At 73.6% G+C, this 17722-nt stretch carries 12 protein-coding genes and 2 pseudogenes; 6 read left to right on the plus strand and 8 right to left on the minus strand.

Features of this window, described 5'->3' with window-relative positions; translation table 11 throughout:
• Positions 1-214 precede the first annotated feature (214 nt).
• Together ACFWFZ_RS19775 and ACFWFZ_RS19780 are read right to left on the minus strand one after the other, a co-directional pair.
• Positions 215-1063, minus strand: a complete 849-nt coding sequence (locus ACFWFZ_RS19775) for a hypothetical protein (RefSeq protein ID WP_387123979.1) — start codon at positions 1061-1063, stop codon at positions 215-217.
• Between the two features lie 149 nt (positions 1064-1212).
• Positions 1213-4821, minus strand: coding sequence for a S8 family serine peptidase (locus ACFWFZ_RS19780; RefSeq protein WP_387123982.1), 3609 nt, complete (start codon positions 4819-4821; stop codon positions 1213-1215).
• A 178-nt stretch (positions 4822-4999) separates the two neighbouring features.
• On the opposite strand from ACFWFZ_RS19780, the gene ACFWFZ_RS19785 reads away from it, so the two are divergent.
• The 4 genes and pseudogenes from ACFWFZ_RS19785 to ACFWFZ_RS19800 all read left to right on the plus strand — a co-directional run bounded on the left by ACFWFZ_RS19785 (position 5000) and on the right by ACFWFZ_RS19800 (position 8707).
• Complete coding sequence (locus ACFWFZ_RS19785; RefSeq protein ID WP_387123984.1) at positions 5000-6508, plus strand: MFS transporter; 1509 nt, start codon at positions 5000-5002, stop codon at positions 6506-6508.
• Positions 6509-6513: 5 nt separating this feature from the next.
• Positions 6514-6603: pseudogene (locus ACFWFZ_RS19790) on the plus strand (DUF6629 family protein); the annotation flags it as partial.
• A gap of 52 nt (positions 6604-6655) precedes the next feature.
• A pseudogene (locus ACFWFZ_RS19795) lies at positions 6656-6966 on the plus strand (DUF6629 family protein).
• A gap of 91 nt (positions 6967-7057) precedes the next feature.
• Complete coding sequence (locus ACFWFZ_RS19800) at positions 7058-8707, plus strand: GMC oxidoreductase (protein WP_387123986.1); 1650 nt, start codon at positions 7058-7060, stop codon at positions 8705-8707.
• 116 nt (positions 8708-8823) lie between these two features.
• Here ACFWFZ_RS19800 and ACFWFZ_RS19805 read toward each other — a convergent pair whose 3' ends face one another.
• From ACFWFZ_RS19805 to ACFWFZ_RS19830, 6 genes are all read right to left on the minus strand, one after another.
• Complete coding sequence (locus ACFWFZ_RS19805; protein ID WP_387123988.1) at positions 8824-9339, minus strand: carboxymuconolactone decarboxylase family protein; 516 nt, start codon at positions 9337-9339, stop codon at positions 8824-8826.
• Positions 9336-10418 (minus strand): dihydrodipicolinate reductase, encoded by a 1083-nt coding sequence (locus ACFWFZ_RS19810; protein ID WP_387123990.1) that lies wholly within the window; start codon positions 10416-10418, stop codon positions 9336-9338. Before ACFWFZ_RS19810 ends, ACFWFZ_RS19805 begins: the two co-directional genes overlap by 4 nt.
• Before the next feature lie 70 nt (positions 10419-10488).
• Entirely contained in the window at positions 10489-10653 is a 165-nt protein-coding gene (locus tag ACFWFZ_RS19815) for a DUF6126 family protein (protein ID WP_167751146.1), read from the minus strand.
• 13 nt (positions 10654-10666) lie between these two features.
• Positions 10667-11317 (minus strand): helix-turn-helix domain-containing protein, encoded by a 651-nt coding sequence (locus ACFWFZ_RS19820; protein ID WP_387123992.1) that lies wholly within the window; start codon positions 11315-11317, stop codon positions 10667-10669.
• A 75-nt stretch (positions 11318-11392) separates the two neighbouring features.
• Positions 11393-11959, minus strand: coding sequence for an HPP family protein (locus ACFWFZ_RS19825; RefSeq protein WP_387123994.1), 567 nt, complete (start codon positions 11957-11959; stop codon positions 11393-11395).
• A 204-nt stretch (positions 11960-12163) separates the two neighbouring features.
• Positions 12164-13699 carry an ATP-dependent DNA ligase gene (locus ACFWFZ_RS19830; RefSeq protein ID WP_387123996.1) on the minus strand — a complete coding sequence of 512 codons (1536 nt, stop codon included), beginning with the start codon at positions 13697-13699 and terminating at the stop codon, positions 12164-12166.
• A gap of 221 nt (positions 13700-13920) precedes the next feature.
• Between ACFWFZ_RS19830 and ACFWFZ_RS19835 the strand changes: the two genes are divergently transcribed.
• Positions 13921-16785: an alpha/beta fold hydrolase gene (locus ACFWFZ_RS19835; protein WP_387123998.1), complete on the plus strand. Its 2865-nt coding sequence runs from the start codon at positions 13921-13923 to the stop codon at positions 16783-16785.
• Complete coding sequence (locus tag ACFWFZ_RS19840; RefSeq protein ID WP_387124000.1) at positions 16782-17678, plus strand: ABC transporter permease; 897 nt, start codon at positions 16782-16784, stop codon at positions 17676-17678. The genes ACFWFZ_RS19835 and ACFWFZ_RS19840 overlap by 4 nt, the downstream gene beginning before the upstream one ends.
• Positions 17679-17722 lie beyond the last annotated feature (44 nt).

Below are 17722 nucleotides of genomic sequence, written 5' to 3' on the forward strand. Positions count from 1 at the left end.
GGGAGTCGACGCGGAGCGTCGGCGACTGACGACAACGCCGGAAGCGGCGGTGCCGGACGCCGCAACGCCGCGGGGGAACTCCAGACAGGACCTAGCCAGGGGAAGGATCGCAAGGCGGACGCGGGAGGCGACGCGGAGCGTCGCCGGACCGAGGACGACACGGCGAGGCGCGGCACCGGTCACCGCGGGCCCGGCATGATCCGAAGGACACGGCCTACACCCGGGGGATCCCGCCCGGCCTGCTGCTCCGGGCGGGTCCGTCGGGGGCGAAGACGGCCTCGCGGAAGGTGGTGCGCAGCGGGCCGGCGGCGGCCGGGAGGAGGACCGCCCAGCGGTGGTGGCGGGGGGAGATCCAGACGGCGGGGCCCGGGTCGGTCGGTGCGTGGTGGGTCCAGACGCCGTGCGGGGCGGGGTGCCAGAGGAGCCCGCGGGCGGGAGTGAGTTCGCCCGTACGGATGCGGAGGGACTCGGCCGTCCAGGCGCGGGTGAGGGGCGACGGGCCGCACGCGCGGCCCGGGTCGTCCGGCTCGCTCGCGGTTCCCACGGCACTCGGGGCACTCGCGGGCGCCGGGGCACTGGCCGTACTCGGCGCACTCGGGTGGAGGAGGTGCCTCAGGAAGAGGGCGAGGTCGGCGAGGGGTGCGCGGAGGGTGCCGTCGGCGAGGCGGGTGCGGGTCATGCCCAGCGGGGTCCAGACGCGTGCGGCCGCGAGCTCGGCGAGGGCACTGCCGGAGAGGTGTTCGACGAGACGGGTGAGGGCGGCCGTGCCACCGGGGTGGGTGAGGAGCTGGTGGGCGGTGGTCCCGGCGGGGGTGCCCGCCGCGGCCTCGTCCCCGTACGCGGCCAGCGGGGTGTGCAGCCGCAGCGCGCCCTCGTCGACGAGGGTCCCGACCACCGGCCACAGGGCGAGGACGGCGGTGAGGCCGCCCACGTCGCAGACCTCGTCCGCCCCGTCCGAACGTGCGAGTGGGCCGTCGGGTCCGCCGACGGCCCACACCGCTCCGGGGTCGGCGGACTCCACCAGGGCCCGGACGGCGTCTGCCTGGTCGCTCAGGAGCGTCATGGTCGCTCACGCTAACGACCTCCGCCGCGGGCCCGTGGCAGGTCGCGCCGATCGGCCGCTCCGGCCACTCGAATGGGCCGGAACGCCGGGGATCGGCGTACCGGAAGGAGGGGCGGGGGCCGGTCGGCACCCCGCTCCCCCTCACCGGGTCAGCCCTTGTCGGGGCGGTCGGTCACCCGGAGGGTGTTCAGCAGGGGCTTGCCGAAGCCGGAGTGCGTCACGAAGCGGACGTTGAGCACCCCGTCCGTGACCGTGACCGTGTACGTGCGGGTCAGGGCCGTGTAGGTGCCCGCCTCCAGCGCGATGTCGAGGGAGGGCAGGACCTGCGTGCCCTCGGCGAGGACGTCGAAGACGCGCTTGTCCGGCTTGGTGGAGGACAGCTCCGCGAAGCCGAGCTCCACCGTGTAGGTGCCGTTCGGCACGTTGTCGAAGCGGTACTCGTACATGCCCTCACGGGCGTTGCGGAAGAGCCGCTGCTCGTCGGTGCCGGCGATGGTGCGGCCGGTGGACCGGACGGTGCCGTTGCCCTGGTATCCGTACGAGCCGGCCGTGTACTTGCGGTCCGGGGACCAGGCGTCGCCGAGGGCGTCGGTGGAGCCGTAGCCGGATCCCGCGTCCAGGCCGACCTGGTAGCGCGGGACGACGACCTTGACCGGGACGGTGAGGACCGGGGTGCGGCCGCTCGCCGAGGCGATCTTCAGGTCGGCGGTGAGGACCGTGCCGGGAGCCAGTGCGCTCGTGTCGACCGAGAGGGTGACCGGTGCCTTCCCGCCCGTGGGCAGGTCGCCGCCGGCCGGTGTGGCCGTCAGCCAGGCCGCGTCCTCCGACACCGTGAACGCCGTGCCGAGGCCCGGGTTGGTGAGGTCCAGGGTCCGGGTCCGCTGCTGGCCGGCCGGGAGCACGACCTCCAGCGCCGGCTTGGACGCCGTCACCTTGCCGGTGCGCAGGGACTGCGTCACCGTCGTGACGTCGGCGGCCTTGACCTCCACCGTGGCCGTGGCGGGCTCGTACTGCGCCGCCGCGAGGGAGACGGCGCGCGAGCCGGAGGGGCTCTGGACGACGTACCCGCCGTCAGCGGCGGTGGTCGCCGACACCGCGCTGTCGCCCGTGCCGACGGTCACCGTGGCCCCGGCGACGCCGTCGCCGTCGTTGGCGTCGAGGACCCTGCCTGCCACCACGCCGCTCTTGGTGGTGCGGAAGGCGATGGACAGGCCGTCGGTGATGACCGGGGTGTTGAAGGAGTACGCGAAGGCGTCGGTTCCGGTGGCGTTCTCCACACCGACCGTGGCCGTGGAGCCGCCCTTGATGCCGGTGCCACCGGTGTTCTTGTAGGAGTAGCTGACGGTGCCGTCCTCGCCGATCGCCGCGGAGAAGGAGAACTTCTCGGCCTGCGCCGACCAGTGGGCCACCTCGCGCCACTCGATCACGTAGCTGCGGTGCGGGGCGGTGCCGGTGACCGCGGTGAAGACGCCCGAGCCGCTGCCCGCCGCGCCGACGACCAGGTCGTCCCAGAAGGGGTAGAGGGCGGCGTTGGGCGTGGCCGTGCTCGGGAGGTCCCCGTTGATGTCGCCGGTGTGGTTCCCGCCGAAGCTGACCGTGCCGTTCGTGCCGATCCAGGCCTGGGCGTAGGTCTTGCCGTACAGCGGCAGCGGGAAGGGCAGGTCGACCCGTTCGGTGGTGTTGTCGCCGGTGAGGGCGAGCTGCCGGCTGCCCTGCACGTAGGGCCGGTCGCCCGCGGTGGCGCAGGCGTAGCCGTAGCCGTCGATGCGCTCGGGCAGGTTCACGGTGACGGTGGTGTCCCCGCCGACGGTGACCTCCGCCGTACCGGCGCTGAGGCAGCGGGAGGCGTGGGTGGCGTTCACCCGGTAGGTGCCGTGGGGCAGGGTCACCTCGAAGCGGCCCTGTGGGTCGGTGGTCGCGGTCACCGGGGTGTCGGCGATGGTGACGGCCGCCCCCGCGGCCGGGCCGGAGGCCGAGGCGACGGTGCCGGTGACCTTGCCGGAGGCCGCCTGGGTGAGGGTGAAGTCGCCGGTGGCGGTGGCGTTCTCGGTCACGGTGGCGGTCGCGGTCTGCTGCCCGTAGCCGAACTTGGCGGCGGTCAGGGTGTACTCGCCCACCGACAGGGCCGGGAAGGTGTAGCTGCCGTCGGCCGCCGTGGTGGTCGTGCGGTCGATGGGTCCGTCAGCGGTGACCTTCACGCCCGCGAGGGGCTGGCCGCCGGAGCGGACGGTGCCGCCGAGGGCGCCGATCGCGCCGCGCGGGGCGGCGTTGACGGCGGCGAGGACGTCGAGCCGTCCCTCTCCGAAGACGTTGTTGTCGGCGGCGCTGCCACCGCACTGGCTGCTGTCGGTGTCCAGGGCGGTGCCGTCGAGGAGGGACTCGGTCTGCGCGATGTCGCCTTCGAGGGACGGGGCGGCGGACCACAGCAGGGCCACGGCTGCCGCGGTGTGCGGTGAGGCCATGGAGGTGCCGGAGAAGGCCTCGTACGCGCCGCCGGGCACGGAGGAGCGGACGTTCACGCCCGGGGCGGAGATGTTCGGCTTGACGATGCCGCCGGGGCCGGCGCCGCGCGAGGAGAAGGACGCGATCGCGTTGTTGATGTCGAAGGCGCCGGAGCTGTAGGAGCTGGCGTAGTCACCCGGTGAGCCGCTGGTGGAGCAGCCGGGTCCGGCGTTGCCGTTGGAGAAGGCCGGGAAGATGCCGGCGGCCCGCCAGGTGTCGACGATCTGCTGGTACCAGGTGTCGCCGCCCGCGCCGCCCCAGGAGTTGTTGACGATGTGCGGGGCCAGGTCGGGTCGCGGGTTCTGCCCGTTCAGGTCGGTCGGGGCGACGATCCACTGGCCGGAGGCGAGCAGTGAGGCCTCGGAGCAGGAGTTGGACTCGCAGCCCTTGGCGGCGATCCACTTGGCGCCGGGGGCGACGCCGATCTTGTTGGCGCCGCCGTCGTCGCCGACCATCGTGCCCATGGTGTGGGTGCCGTGGTCGTTGTTGTCGCACGGTGCGGCGCCCGCGCAGACGCCCGCCGGGTCGAACCAGTTGTGGTCGTGGGAGTAGGTGCCGTCGGCGTTCCTGCCGCGGTACTGGCCCGCCACGGCGGGGTGGGTGTGGTCGACGCCGCTGTCGATGTTGGCGACGACGATGCCCTCGCCGCGGACCCCGATCCGGTCCCACACCTGAGGGGCCTTGATCCGGTCGATGTTCCACTCGACGGCGTCGGCGACGGCCTTCTCGCGCTTGCCCTCGGCGGGCTGGGGGAGGTCGACCTTGTCGTCGGCGTCGATCCGGGCCACCTCGGGGCGCTGGGCGAGGGTTCCGGCGAGCTTCTCGCTGCCGACGACGCGCACGGCGTTCACGATCCAGTACGAGGTGTACTCGGCCCCGGCGCCTTCCAGGGCCTTGACGACGTCGGCCTGGCTGCGCGCGGCGTGGTCCTTCTTCGTCCTCAGCACGGTCTCGGCCTTGGCGGCGCGCGTCTGCTGCTTCCCCGCGGCGGTGAGGTCGGCGGCGCTGTCGAGGTAGACCCAGAAGACGGCCTTGGCCGCGCCGTCGAGCTGGGCGCGGAGCTTGGGTTCGATCTTGCGCTCGGCCGCGCTCGGCGCGCCGGTGCCGGGATCGGGTGCGGCCGCGGCGACTCCCGCGCCGAGCGGGAGCAGCAGGACGGAGGTGAGGGCGGCGAGCGCCGTGCGTAAGGACCGTGCGGGCCGGACCGGCCTTGTGGGCCGTAAGGCTCGTGAGGACCGCTTGTCGCGTTGGGCCACGTGTTGTCTCCTCGTACGCCGTGTGCGGGATGTGCGGGAAGGGTGCGCGTGACGTGCGCGGGTCATGGTGAAGTAGACGTCATGCTCATTACAAGAGGGCCTTATGAGCCGTCCCCGGCCGCGCATACCGGCGCCGCGCCCGGTGGCCCTTGCGCGCCGGGCGCGCCAGCCTGAAGGCATGACCGTGCCCGCCGAGCCTCCCGACGTGCCGCCCGAGCCCGCCGTCCCGCTGGCCTCGGCGCGCGGCCGGTGGATCCTGCTGGCCACGGTGCTCGGGTCGACCATGGCCATGCTCGACTCGACCGTGGTGAACGTGGCGCTCCCGCGCATCGGCGAGGACCTCGACGCCGATCTGGCGGCGCTCCAGTGGACGGTGAACGCCTATCTGCTCACCCTGGCCGGGCTGATCCTGGTCGGCGGCTCACTGAGTGACCGCTTCGGACGGCGCCGGATCTTCACAGTCGGAGTGGTGTGGTTCGCCGTCGGCTCGCTGCTGTGCGGCGTCGCGCCGAACGCCGGGGTGCTGATCGCGGCCCGGGCCCTGCAGGGTATCGGCGGGGCACTGCTGACGCCCGGCTCCCTGGCCCTGATCCAGGCGTCGATCCGCGCCGAGGACCGGGGGCGTGCGATCGGCCTGTGGTCGGGGTTCGGCGGGGTGGGCGCCGCGGTGGGGCCGTTCCTCGGCGGCTGGCTGGTGGACGGGCCCGGCTGGCGGTGGGTCTTCCTGCTGAACGTTCCGTTGGCCGCGGTGTGCGTGCCGGTCGCCCTGCGGCATGTACCGGAATCCCGGGACCCGCAGGCGCACGGGCGGTTCGACGCGGCCGGCGCGGCACTCGGCGCGGGCGCCCTGGGACTGGTCACCTACGCGCTGATCGAAGCCCGGTCCGGATCGGCGGCGGTGATCGTCGCGGCGGTTCTCGGGGGCCTGCTGGGCGGCGCCTTCGTGTACGTGGAGCGGCGGGGGACCGACCCGATGGTGCCTCCGGACATCTTCGCGTCCCGGCTGTTCACCGCTGTGAACCTGGTCACCCTGTGCGTGTACGCGGCCATCGGAGGGTTCTTCTTCCTCGTTGTGCTCCAGCTCCAGGTGGTGTCCGGGTACTCGGCGCTGGCCGCCGGGGCCGCGATGCTGCCGACGACCCTTCTGATGCTCCTCCTGTCGGCGCGCTCGGGTGAGCTCGGGGAGCGGATCGGACCGCGCATCCCGCTCACGGTGGGGCCGGTGCTGTGCGCGGTGGGGACGCTGCTGATGCTGCGGGTGGGGCCCGCGGCCTCCTACGTACAGGACGTGCTGCCCGCGATGGTCGTGATGGGCATGGGCCTGGTAACCCTGGTCGCCCCGCTGACGTCCACCGTGCTGGCCTCGGTGGACCCCGGCCGGGCGGGACTGGCCAGCGGCATCAACAACGCGGCGGCGCGCGTCGCCGGGCTGCTCGCGGTGGCGGCGCTGCCGCTGCTGTCCGGAATGGGGCCCGAGTCGTACCGCTCGGCGAGCCAGTTCGACGCCGCGTTCGGGCGGGCCATGCTCTGGTGCACCGGGGCGTTCCTGGCCGGCGCCGCCGTAGCCTGGGCGACCGTACGCTCCCCCGCACCCGGCGTGTGCCACCCGCAGTGCCACACGTACTGCGCGGTGTCGGCTCCGCCGCTCGAACCCCGCGAGCGGGGTGACCGTACGACGCCGGGCTGATCCCCGTGCGCTGGAGCGCGACGGCCGATCTGGTGGCGGGCACGGCTGTCGCCGCCGTCGGACTCGTGTGCGTGGCGCGCGTACGGCGGGCCCGCGACCTGCCCCGTGGCGGCGCTGCCGCTGCTGGTCGGCGTCGCGACCGCCGCGGTGCTCGCGTACGCCCTCACCACCGGGCCGATGACGGCCGAGACCCCGGGCCGCACCATCGGCTACGGCGTGAATGTTCCGTGGATGCCGCTGGTCCTGACGGGCTGTCTGTTCGCCACTCTGCGCGCGTTGCTGCTCGTCGGCGACCGACGGCTGCGGACCCTCGGGGTGGTGCCGGCGGCGGGGCACCGGCCTGCTCAGCGCTGTGGCGGCCGGAATTCGCCTCCACCCGGTGCACCCTCGCCGCGGTCGCCTCGCTGCTGGTGCTGGGCCGGGTGCGGCGCCGTGAACCGGCCGCCGGAGACCGCTGATCGACCGGAAGTTACCTAGACGTATGTAGTGACTTCACACGCGGGCAGCAGTAGAACTCGTTCCTATTCCATCGAGAGTGAGGAACGTCACATGAGTGACAACCCGCTGCCGGAAAGAGGCTCCAATGGAATCTCCCGCCGCGGATTCCTGGGTAGAACAGGTTCCATCGTCGGGGCCGTGGCCCTGGCCGGTCACCTCGCGCCCGCGGCGGCGCGGGCGGCGGCTGCCGCACCGGGACCGATCGGTGACGGCGCACGCGTACCGGTCCTGGTCATCGGCACCGGCTACGGCGGGTCGGTCGCGGCTCTGCGGCTGGCGCAGGCCGGAGTGGACGTGCAGATGATCGAGATGGGCATGAACTGGGACACCCCGGGCCCGGACGGCAAGGTCTTCCCGAAGGTGACCAGCCCGGACTACCGCTCGTTCTGGCTCCGCACGCGGACGAAGGCGCCGCTCAGCAACTTCCTCGGCTTCCCCATCGACAAGGACGTCCCCAGGTACACCGGGATCCTGGACGCCGAGGACTTCGCTGGCATCACCGTCTACCAGGGCCGCGGTGTCGGCGGCGGTTCGCTGGTCAACGGCGGCATGGCGGTCACGCCCAAGCGCGCCCACTTCGCCGCCGTCCTCCCGTCGGTGAACGCCGACGAGATGTACGACACCTACTACCCCAGGGCCAACGCCGGTCTCGGCGTCGGGATGATCGACCCGGCCTGGTTCGACACCGCCGACTGTTACCAGTTCTCCAGGGTCGGCCGCAAGCACGCCCAGCGGTCCGGCTTCGCCTGGACGTTCGTGCCCGACGTGTACGACTGGGACTACATGAAGAAGGAGGCCGCGGGCACCGTCACCAAGTCCGCCCTGGCCGGCGAGATCCTCTACGGCAACAACGCCGGCAAGAAGTCGCTCGTCCAGACCTACCTCGCGCAGGCCAGGGCCACGGGCAGGGTCACCGTCTCGCCGCTGCACAAGGTCACCACGGTCTCCCCCGCCGCCGGCGGCGGCTACACCGTCGCCATCGACCAGCTCAACACCACCGGCGACACCGTGGCCACCAAGACCGTGACGGCCGAGCGGGTGTTCTTCGCGGCCGGCAGCGTCGGCACCAGCAAGCTGCTGGTCAGACTGAAGGCCACCGGAGCACTGCCGAACCTGGGCGGCGAGGTCGGCAAGGGCTGGGGCGAGAACGGCAACGTCATGTGCGGCCGCGCCAACCACATGTGGGACCCGACCGGCAAGCTCCAGTCGACCATCCCCTGCTCCGGCATCGACAACTGGGACGCCGGCGGCGCCTTCGCCGAGGTCGCCCCGCTGCCCACCGGGATCGAGACGTACGCCTCCTTCTACCTGTCGATCACGAAGAACCCCCACCGGGCCGAGTTCACCTGGAACGCCGCGACGGGCAAGGCCGACCTGAGCTGGCAGACGGCATGGAAGCAGCCGTCCATCACCATGGCCAAGACCATCTTCGACAAGATCAATTCGAAGGAGGGGACGATCTACCGGTACGACCTGTTCGGCGGCAACAAGATCTGGCACGACACCCTCACCTACCACCCGCTCGGCGGCGCCGTCCTCGACAAGGCCACCGACAACTACGGCCGTCTGCACGGCTACACCGGTCTGTACGTGATCGACGGCGCGCTGATCCCCGGAAACGCCAGCGTGAACCCGTTCGTCACCATCACCGCGCTCGCCGAGCGCAACATCGAGAAGATCATCGCCACAGACCTCTCGTAGGGCCGCGTCCTCCCCCCAGCGGCCGGGGCCGTTCGGATGCGCCGAACGGCCCCTTCTTCATGGTCCGCCTCACCTTCCCCCTTGCCTTCCGCCGTCACCGCCTTTGAGTTCCGCCTTCACGCCGCCGTGCCCCGCCCGGCTCCGTGCCCGGCTCCGTGCCCGGGCAGCACGCAGACGTTGTCGAGGCCCAGCACGTGGTTGAGCCGCCCGAAGGCCAGCCAGGACCCGATGCTCATCGTGAGTTCCACGATCTCCAACTGGCTGTAGTGCGCGGTCATCCGGCCCCAGAACTCGTCGTCGAGCCCGTGGTGGTCGAGGGTGTACCGCTCGGCGTACTCCGCCGCCAGCCGGGTGCGCTCGTCGAACGCGTCGGTGGTGCGCCACTCGGTGACCGCGTCGGCGAACTCCTCCTCGACCTTCTGCCCGTCCCGTTCGGTGCGCCAGTCCAGGCAGAACACGCATCCGTTGATCTGCGCGACGCGCAGCCGGGCCGCCTCGAACTCGCGCAGCCCCAGCGTGGTGTGGGCGTACACCGACAGGGAGAAGTTCGCGGCGGCCATGCCGATCCCGGGGACCATATCGCCCCACACGTACTCGATCGGGTGCTGGCCTTCGGGGATGTCGATCCTCATGACGGTTTCCTTCCGAGTCTGCCGGTGGCGGGGCGCAGCGGGATGTCGAGGGCGTCGTAGAGTCCGGGCTCCGCCTCGGTGAGCCAGTCGATGGCGCCGACGAGACGGCCGACGGCGGTGGCGTTGCCGCCGGCGGAGCGGTTCTCGCCCTCGTCGGTGGCCTCGATGGTGACCTCGATGCGGGGGCGGCCCTCGATGACGACGCGGTGGGCGCCGTCACCGCCGTCCGGCGGCACGGGCCAGTCCGGTGCGCACGAGGCGTGGATACGGGTGACGTGCTCGATGACGATGCGGGGCTCGCCTGCGACGATGCCCTGGACCTCGAAGCGGATCGCGCCCTGGGTGCCCGCCTCGAACTCGCCCATGCTGCGTGTGGTCACGGTGGTGTCGAGGGCGCGGCGCTCCGACGTCTCACGGATCTCGTCGAGTTCGACGCCGAGCGCCCGGGCCATCATCCGTATCTGGCCGCCCCAGACCATCGTCGGGATCGAGGGCATGAGCATCATCGGCTCGAAGTCCATGGGGTGGCCCATGCCGACCAGATCACGGACGGAGTCCGGCTGGTCGTAGGTGGAGTAGTCGAAGATCTCCTGGCAGCGGACGGCGTCGATCGTGGTGCCGAGTCCGCTGATCAGGAGCGGGAGCACGTCGTTGCCCCAGCCGGGGTCGACGCCGGAGGCGAAGAGCGAGCCGCCGCCCTCCGCGACGGCCGCCAGCACCGGGTCGCGGAACTCCGGCGGGGCGCTGCGGTGGTCGTAGAGCGGGTAGAGGGCCGGGCTGACGACGACCGCGCCCGCCCGGATCGCACGGGTGATGTCGGCGAGGGCCTCGTCGGGCCGGACGTCACCGGACGCGGCGTACACCACCGCTCTGGGGCGGCCGGCCAGTACGGCTTCGACATCGTCGGTGGCCTCGACCCCCAACAGGTGGTCGAGACCGCCGAGTTCGCCGGCGTCGCGGCCGACCTTGGCTGGACTGTGGACGATGACTGCGGACAGTTTCAGCGCGGGATGGGCCGCGACGGCGCGGATGGCCAGACGGCCGACGTTGCCGGTACCCCAGACAACCGTGGGAATCATGCGCGGAGGGTAGCCACCACCCCCGCACCTTTCCATAGCCGCGCGGCACCGGCTCGCGCGCTCCCGGTGGTTACTGGTTCTGGCCACCCAGGACGAAGAGGAGGTAGACGAAGAAGGCGAAGAGGTGGCCCACGAAAAGGTAGGCGATCAGCCGGATGATCAGGCCGCGGGGGAACTTGGCCTCGAAACGCGCGCGTACGCCGACGGGCTCGTCCGCAGGGGGCACGGGGGTCATGGGGGCTCCTCGCCTATCGGTGATGCGTGGTGGTCGTGGTCCCGCCGAGGCACAGCCCGCCAAGGCTGCTCTGGAGCAGGGTGTGGACGAACAGCAGGTCGGCTCCGCCGGAGGAGGCGCCGCCGATCCGGTGCGGGGTGAGGGAGTCGAAGTGGGCGCTGTCCCCCGGCTCCAGCAGGTACTCGGCCTCGCCCAGGTGCAGGCGCAGCCGCCCTTCCAGGACGTACAGCCATTCCTCGCCGGGATGGACGCGGACCAGGTCGTCCGGGCCGCGGCCGTGCGGGACGTGCACGCGCAGCGCCTGCATCCCGCGCCCGGCGCCGCCCGCCTGCCAGTACGTCCAGCCGTCGGCCTCCCGGGCGCCCGGACCGCCGGCCCGTACGATGGGATCGGCGACGGCGGAGGTCTCGCCGAGCAGCTCGGAGACCGTCGTACCGTAAGTGCGGGCGAGCCCCAGCAGAAGCGGCAGCGAGGGCTGGCGCCGGCCGGTCTCCAGCCGGGACAGGTGGGCGGGCGAGAGCCTGGCCCGGGCGGCAGCGGCCTCCAGGGTGAGGCCGGCGCGGCGGCGCAGCTCGCGCAGCTGCGGTGCCACGGCGGGCAGCTCGTCGGCGGCGTCGTCCGAGCCGGGAGCGTCTTCGCCGCCGGGGGCGGGACCAGGGTTCATGCCCCCGATTGAGCCAGAATCTTGCCCTCCTGGCAAACCTCCTTGCCTCTGAGGCAAATATCGTGGGCGCCGCCGCTACCACCAGCGGACCGGATACCGGGGCGCCTCCCGGCGCAGGCGGGAGGCGGCGAGGCCGCCGAGGACGAGCATCACCGTGGCGCAGAGCAGCAGGGGGACGAACCGCGCGGGGGCCGGGGTCTGCAGCACGACGACGACGGCGGTGGCGCACGCGGGCGAGTGCGGGGTGCGGGTGAGACTCGTGGCGGCGAAGGTGAGCCCTGCGGCCAGGGCCGCGCTCCAGGGGCTGCTCGGCGCCGTGGCGAGGACCGCGTAGCCGGCCGCAGCGCCGAGCAGGTGGGCGACGACGACGGTCCGGGGCTGGGCCGTCGGCAGGGTGGGGGTGTAGTGGAGGACGGCGGCGCTCGCGGCCAGGGACGGTATGAGGACCGGTTCGCTGATCATCGCGCCGACGGCGGCGAGGGCGAGGAGGACGGCGGCGACCGCGCCGGTGCCGGGAAGGGCCGCGACCACGGCGGTCCGGGCACGCCGCAGGCGCCCGGCCCCCTCCGGGGGCGGTGCGTCGTCGCGGGGCGCCTGGAGGCCGGGTAGGGGCCGGCGGGTCAGCACGGAGTCAAGGTCCACGGTGGCGGCTCCTGGCACGGCGGGTCACGGTCACGGGCGCGGTCACGGCCGCGGTCGGCTGGACGACGGGCGGGCCCGCCGTGGTGTGTGCCCGCCGCTACGGGCCGGCACGTGGACAGCCACCCTGCACCGCCGGTCTATCGCCGCCCTATGACGGTTCGGTGGTCCGCTCTCCACCCGCCGCCGGCCCTTCGCCGGCTGCCCTCAGGGGGTGTTCCCCTGGGCCAGGACCGTCTCGACGGTGTCGGCCTGCTCCGCGCCCTTGTCCGGGCGGTGCCTCACCACCCGCGCGAAGCGCAGGGCCACTCCGGCCGGGTAGCGCGTCGAGCGCTGCAGGCCGTCGTAGGCGATCTCCACCACCAGTTCGGGCCGGACCCGTACGGTGAACCCGTCGTCCGAGGTGGCGAGCGCGCGCAGCGCCTGCGTCTGCCAGCGCAGCATCTCGTCGGTAAGGCCCTTGAAGGTCTTGCCGAGCATGGCGTAGGTGCCGTCGGCGGCCCGCGCTCCCAAGTGCAGGTTCGAGAGCAGTCCGGTGCGCCGCCCGTGCCCCCATTCGGCCGCGAGCACGACCAGGTCCAGGGTGTGCACCGGTTTCACCTTCAGCCAGTGCTTGCCGCGCCGGCCGGCCGCGTAGGCCGATCCCAGGGCCTTGACCACCACGCCCTCGTGACCGCGGCGCAGGGTCTCGGCCCAGAACTCCAGGGCCTGCGCCGCCTGCGCCGCCGGGTCTGCCACCTCCAGGCGGCCGACCCGGGCGCTCTCGGGCACGAGGGCGGCCAGGGCCGCGTACCGCTCGCGGACCGGGAGGTCGAGCAGGCAGTCGCCGCCGACGGCCAGGACGTCGAAGAAGTAGGGGACCACCGGGAGCGTCCGCCGGGCGGCGTCCACGTCCACCCGGGAGCCGACCCGGCTCGCGATCTCCTGGAAGGGGACGGGGCGGCCGTCCGCCGCCTGCCCGATGACCTCCCCGTCGAGGATGAACCGCTCCCCCGGCAGCGACCGGGCCAGGTCCGCCACCTCCGGCAGCCGCCCGGTGATCTCGTCGAGGGAGCGCGTGTAGACCCGTACGTCGTCCCCCTCGCGGTGGACCTGCACGCGGATCCCGTCGAGCTTCTCCTCCACCGCACACGGGCCGAGCGCGGCCAGCGCCTCGGTGACCGATGCGGCTGTGCCCGCCAGCATCGGCTGTACGGGCCGCCCCACCCGCAGGGTCACGGCGCGCAGCGCCTCGGGGCCGTCGGCCAGCACCGCCTCGGCCACCCGCGGCAGGGAGCCGTCCAGCATCACCGCCCGGCGCAGCTCGGCGGCGGGTACCCCGGCGGCCGCGGCCACGCCGTCCAGGGCCACCGCGTCGAGCGCCCCCTGGCGTACCTCGCCGGACAGCAGGCTGCGCAGGAAGGCCTGCTCGGCCTCGGTGGCCGCGCCGAGCAGCCCGGCGACGATCGCGCTGCGCCGGGCGGCGGACCCGGCGCCGGCCTCCGCGACCAGTCCGTTCACCGCGTCGTCGACGTCGCGGACGGTGAGGGTGGGGACGGCTGCCGGTGCGGTCTCCTGGCCCAGGGTGCGCCAGCCGATGCCGGGGCGGCCCTGCGGGAGGCGCCCGGAGAGGTAGGAGATGACCAGCCCGGCCTCCTCGGGCGGAGCCGCCGCGAACAGTTCCGCGAGCAGCGCGGTCTTGCGGGACCGGGCGGAAGTGTCGGCGACTTCCCGGGACACACGGGCGACCTCGGCCAGCAGCATGCGGCCATCCTCCCGCCGGGCGGCGCGATGCGCAGGTCGGACGCCTGTACCGCGGGGGTGGGCGGGGGGGGCGGGGCGCCCGTACCGCGGGGGTGGGCGGGCGGACGGGGCGCCCGTACCGCGGGTGCGGTACGCGGAGGCGGCGCCCTCATCCCTGAGAAGGTCGGGGGTTCCGCCTGTGGGTGCTCGGAGGTCGGGCGACAGGCCCTTAGGGTGCCCGTATGAAGCTCCGTATGCCCCGGCGCCGCCGAGACCGCCTGTTCGCGGGCGCCGCCGCGCTGGCCGTCGTGGCGGGGGCCGGTACGTGGACGGCCTCGTCCGCGTCCGGCGACGCGCCCGCCGTGCACCGCCGGGACCAGGTTCTGAACATGCCCGGTGCCGACATCGACACCTCCTACTTCGTCGCGGGCGACGGGAAGGGCGGTGGGGCGAAACGTCCCGCCGTACTCCTCGGGCACGGCTTCGGGGGCAGCAAGGACGACGTCCGTGCACAGGCCGAGCGTCTGGCCCGCGACGGCTACGCCGTCATGACCTGGTCGGCGCGCGGCTTCGGCCGCTCCGGCGGCCGGATCGGGCTCAACGACCCCGAACACGAGGTCAAGGACGTCTCCCGGCTCATCGACTGGCTCGCGGCCCGGCCCGAGGTGCGCCTCGACGCGGACGGCGACCCGCGCGTGGGCGTGTCCGGGGCCTCCTACGGCGGGGCGGTCTCGCTGCTGGCGGCCGGTCACGACCGGCGGGTGGACGCGATTGCCCCGGAGATCACGTACTGGAACCTCGCGGACTCCCTCTTCCCGGGCGGCGTCTTCAAGAAGCTGTGGTCGGGGATGTTCTTCACCACCGGCTCGGCCGGCGGGATGCAGCAGGCCGGTACCGCACCGCAGGACACGCCGCAGGGCACGCCGCCGGACAGTGGGACCGGGCGGCCGGAGGCGGGGAGCGGACGGCCGGAGGCCGGGTCCGGGGCCGCCGCCGGCACCGGCACCGGACCCGATACCGGCACCGCGCCCGCGACCGGGTCCGGTCCGCGGGACGCCGTCCCGGCCGGCCCAGGCTGCGGGAAGTTCACCCCCGAGCTGTGCGCGATGTACGAACGCGTCGCCGTGGCAGGGAAGCCTGACGCCGAGGCCCGCACCCTGCTGGAACAGCGCAGCCCGTCGGCGGTCGCCGACCGGATCAGGGTGCCGGCCCTGGTCGTGCAGGGCCAGGACGACTCCCTCTTCCCGCTGGACCAGGCCGATGCCATGGCCACGGCCATCGCGGCCAACGGCGCACCCGTGTCGGTCGACTGGGCGGCCGGCGGACACGACGGCGGCATGCGCGAGGCAGACCGGGTGGAGGCCCGTGTGGCCTCCTGGTTCGACCGCCACCTCAAGGGCGACGAGGGCGCGGACACCGGCCCGGCCTTCCGGGTCTCGCGCTCCGGCGGGATCGACTCCACCGACGGCGAGGTGATACTGCGCGGCGCGAGCGGCGAACACTACCCCGGTCTGTCCTCCGGCCCGCGGGAGTTCGCCCTGACGGGGCGCGAGCAGACCTTCGTCAACCCGGCGGGCGGCGCACCCCCCGCGCTGTCCTCCCTGCCCGGTGTCGGCGGGCAGCTGGCCTCGTTCGGGGCCGGACTCTCGCTGGACTTCCCCGGGCAGAACGCCCGCTTCGAGTCGGCGCCGCTGGCCGAGGACCTGCAGATCACCGGGACCCCGACCGTCACCCTGAAGGTGAGGTCGACGGCTGCGGACGGTTCGGCCGTCCTGTTCGGCAAGGTGTACGACGTGGGGCCCGACGGGCGGCAGCAGGTGCTGCCCTCCCAGCTGGTCGCCCCGCTGCGGGTGGAGAACGCGCAGCAGGGTGCGACCGTACGGCTGCGGCTGCCCGCGATCGACCACTCCGTCGCGGCCGGACACCGCCTGCGGCTCGTGGTCGCCGCCACGGACCTGGGCTACGCGAGCCCGGCCGCCCCGGCCGCCTACACGGTCGCGCTCGAAAGCCCCCTGGCCGTGCCCGTCGCCCCGCGGGTGCGGACCGCCACGGCGGGGCTGCCCGCCTGGACCTGGGGGCTGCCGCTGGGCGCGGCGGCGCTCGCGGCGGCGCTGCTCGGCCTGCGCCGCCCGGGCGGGGGCGGCGTCGCGCGGGTGCGGGCCGGCGTACCGCAGCCGGACCCGGCGCTCGCCGACGTACCGCTGGAGATCACGGGACTGACGAAGAGGTACGCGAAGGCGCAGGACCGGTACGCGGTCCGGGATCTGTCGTTCCGGGTGGAGAAGGGGCAGGTGCTGGGGCTGCTCGGGCCCAACGGGGCGGGCAAGACCACCACGCTGCGGATGCTGATGGGGCTGATCTCGCCGGACGCCGGGGAGATCCGGGTGTTCGGGCACGCGGTGCGGGCCGGAGCACCGGTGCTGTCGCGGGTCGGGGCCTTCGTGGAGGGTGCGGGCTTCCTCCCGCACCTGACGGGCCGCGCCAACCTGGAGCTGTACTGGCAGGCCACCGGCCGCCCGGCCGAGGACTCGCACATGGCGGAGGCCCTGGAGATCGCCGGGCTCGGCGACGCGCTGGAGCGCGCGGTGCGCACGTACTCGCAGGGCATGCGCCAGCGGCTGGCGATCGCACAGGCGATGCTGGGGATGCCGGATCTGCTGATCCTGGACGAGCCGACGAACGGTCTGGACCCGCCGCAGATCCGCGAGATGCGGGACGTGATGATCCGCTACGCGGCCGGCGGGCGGACCGTCATCGTCTCCAGCCACCTGCTGTCGGAGGTCGAGCAGTCCTGCACGCACCTGGTGGTCATGGACCGCGGGCAGCGGGTGGCGGCGGGCGAGGTCGCCGAGATCACCGGTGGCGGGGACACCCTGCTGGTGGCGCTGGCCGAGCCCGCGGACGAGGTGGCCGTCGAGAAGGTGGCGGCGCTGGAGGGGGTGGGTTCCGTGGTGGCCGCGGACGACGGGCTGCTCGTACGGCTCGACGGCGCGACGCCCGCCGGGCTGATCGCCGAACTCGTGCGGCTGGAGGTGCCGGTGACCGCGGTGGGGCCGCACCGGAGACTGGAGGACGCGTTCCTCACCCTGATCGGAGATGCGGCATGAGTACGGCGACGACGGCGCGGGAGGCGGCGCGGGAGGCGGCTGCGGAAACGGCACCGGGCTACCGGGCGAGCCGTACGCTGCCGCTGCGCGTGGAGGCGCTGCGGCAGTGGCGCCGGCGGCGGACCCTCGTGATGGGCGGGGTGCTGGCCGCACTGCCCTTCATCATGATCATCGCGTTCGCGGTGGGCGGCGGGCCTGACAGCAGGGGTGGCGGGAACGGCCGGATCACGCTGATCGACACGGCCACGGCCTCGGGCGCGAACTTCGCCGCGACCTGCCTGTTCGTGTCGGCCGGTTTCCTGCTGGTGGTGCCGGTCGCGCTGTTCTGCGGGGACACCGTGGCCTCGGAGGCGAGCTGGTCCTCACTGCGCTATCTGCTGGCGTCGCCGGTGCCGAGGGCGCGGCTGCTGTGGAGCAAGCTGGTGGTGGCGCTGGGATTCAGCCTGGCGGCGATCGTGCTGCTGCCGGTGGTGGCGCTGGCGGCGGGCACGGTCGCTTACGGGTGGGGGCCGCTGAAGCTCCCGGCGGGCGGCGCGCTCGCGGCCGGGGACACGGTGCCGCGGCTCGCGCTGGCGGTGGGCTTCGTCTTCGTCTCGCAGCTGGTGACGGCGGGGCTGGCGTTCTGGCTGTCCACGCGGACGGACGCGCCGCTGGGCGCGGTGGGCGGCGCGGTCGGGCTGACGATCGTCGGCAACGTCCTGGACGCGGTGACGGCGCTCGGCTCGTGGCGTGAGTTCCTGCCGGCGCACTGGCAGTTCGCGTGGGCGGACGCCTTGCAGCCGCAGCTGGAGTGGGGCGGGATGGTGAAGGGGGCGGTGGTGTCGGTGTCGTACGCGCTGGTGCTGTTCGCCCTGGCCTTCCGCGGCTTCTCCCGCAAGGACATCGTGTCCTGATCCGGCGGGCCGACGGGCATACGGGCCGACGGGTCGGCCGCCGG

Origin of the sequence: Streptomyces sp. NPDC060232 (assembly GCF_042726555.1) — a bacterium.
Lineage (GTDB): Bacteria > Actinomycetota > Actinomycetes > Streptomycetales > Streptomycetaceae > Streptomyces.

Excerpts from the sequence above, each read along its gene's own strand:
- ACFWFZ_RS19775 (WP_387123979.1), bottom strand. The coding sequence starts at position 1,063 with ATGACGCTCCTGAGCGACCAGGCAGACGCCGTCCGGGCCCTGGTGGAG.
- ACFWFZ_RS19785 (WP_387123984.1), top strand. The coding sequence starts at position 5,000 with ATGACCGTGCCCGCCGAGCCTCCCGACGTGCCGCCCGAGCCCGCCGTC.
- ACFWFZ_RS19800 (WP_387123986.1), top strand. The coding sequence starts at position 7,058 with ATGAGTGACAACCCGCTGCCGGAAAGAGGCTCCAATGGAATCTCCCGC.
- ACFWFZ_RS19805 (WP_387123988.1), bottom strand. The coding sequence starts at position 9,339 with ATGAGGATCGACATCCCCGAAGGCCAGCACCCGATCGAGTACGTGTGG.
- ACFWFZ_RS19810 (WP_387123990.1), bottom strand. The coding sequence starts at position 10,418 with ATGATTCCCACGGTTGTCTGGGGTACCGGCAACGTCGGCCGTCTGGCC.
- ACFWFZ_RS19815 (WP_167751146.1), bottom strand. The coding sequence starts at position 10,653 with ATGACCCCCGTGCCCCCTGCGGACGAGCCCGTCGGCGTACGCGCGCGT.
- ACFWFZ_RS19820 (WP_387123992.1), bottom strand. The coding sequence starts at position 11,317 with ATGAACCCTGGTCCCGCCCCCGGCGGCGAAGACGCTCCCGGCTCGGAC.
- ACFWFZ_RS19830 (WP_387123996.1), bottom strand. The coding sequence starts at position 13,699 with ATGCTGCTGGCCGAGGTCGCCCGTGTGTCCCGGGAAGTCGCCGACACT.
- ACFWFZ_RS19835 (WP_387123998.1), top strand. The coding sequence starts at position 13,921 with ATGAAGCTCCGTATGCCCCGGCGCCGCCGAGACCGCCTGTTCGCGGGC.
- ACFWFZ_RS19840 (WP_387124000.1), top strand. The coding sequence starts at position 16,782 with ATGAGTACGGCGACGACGGCGCGGGAGGCGGCGCGGGAGGCGGCTGCG.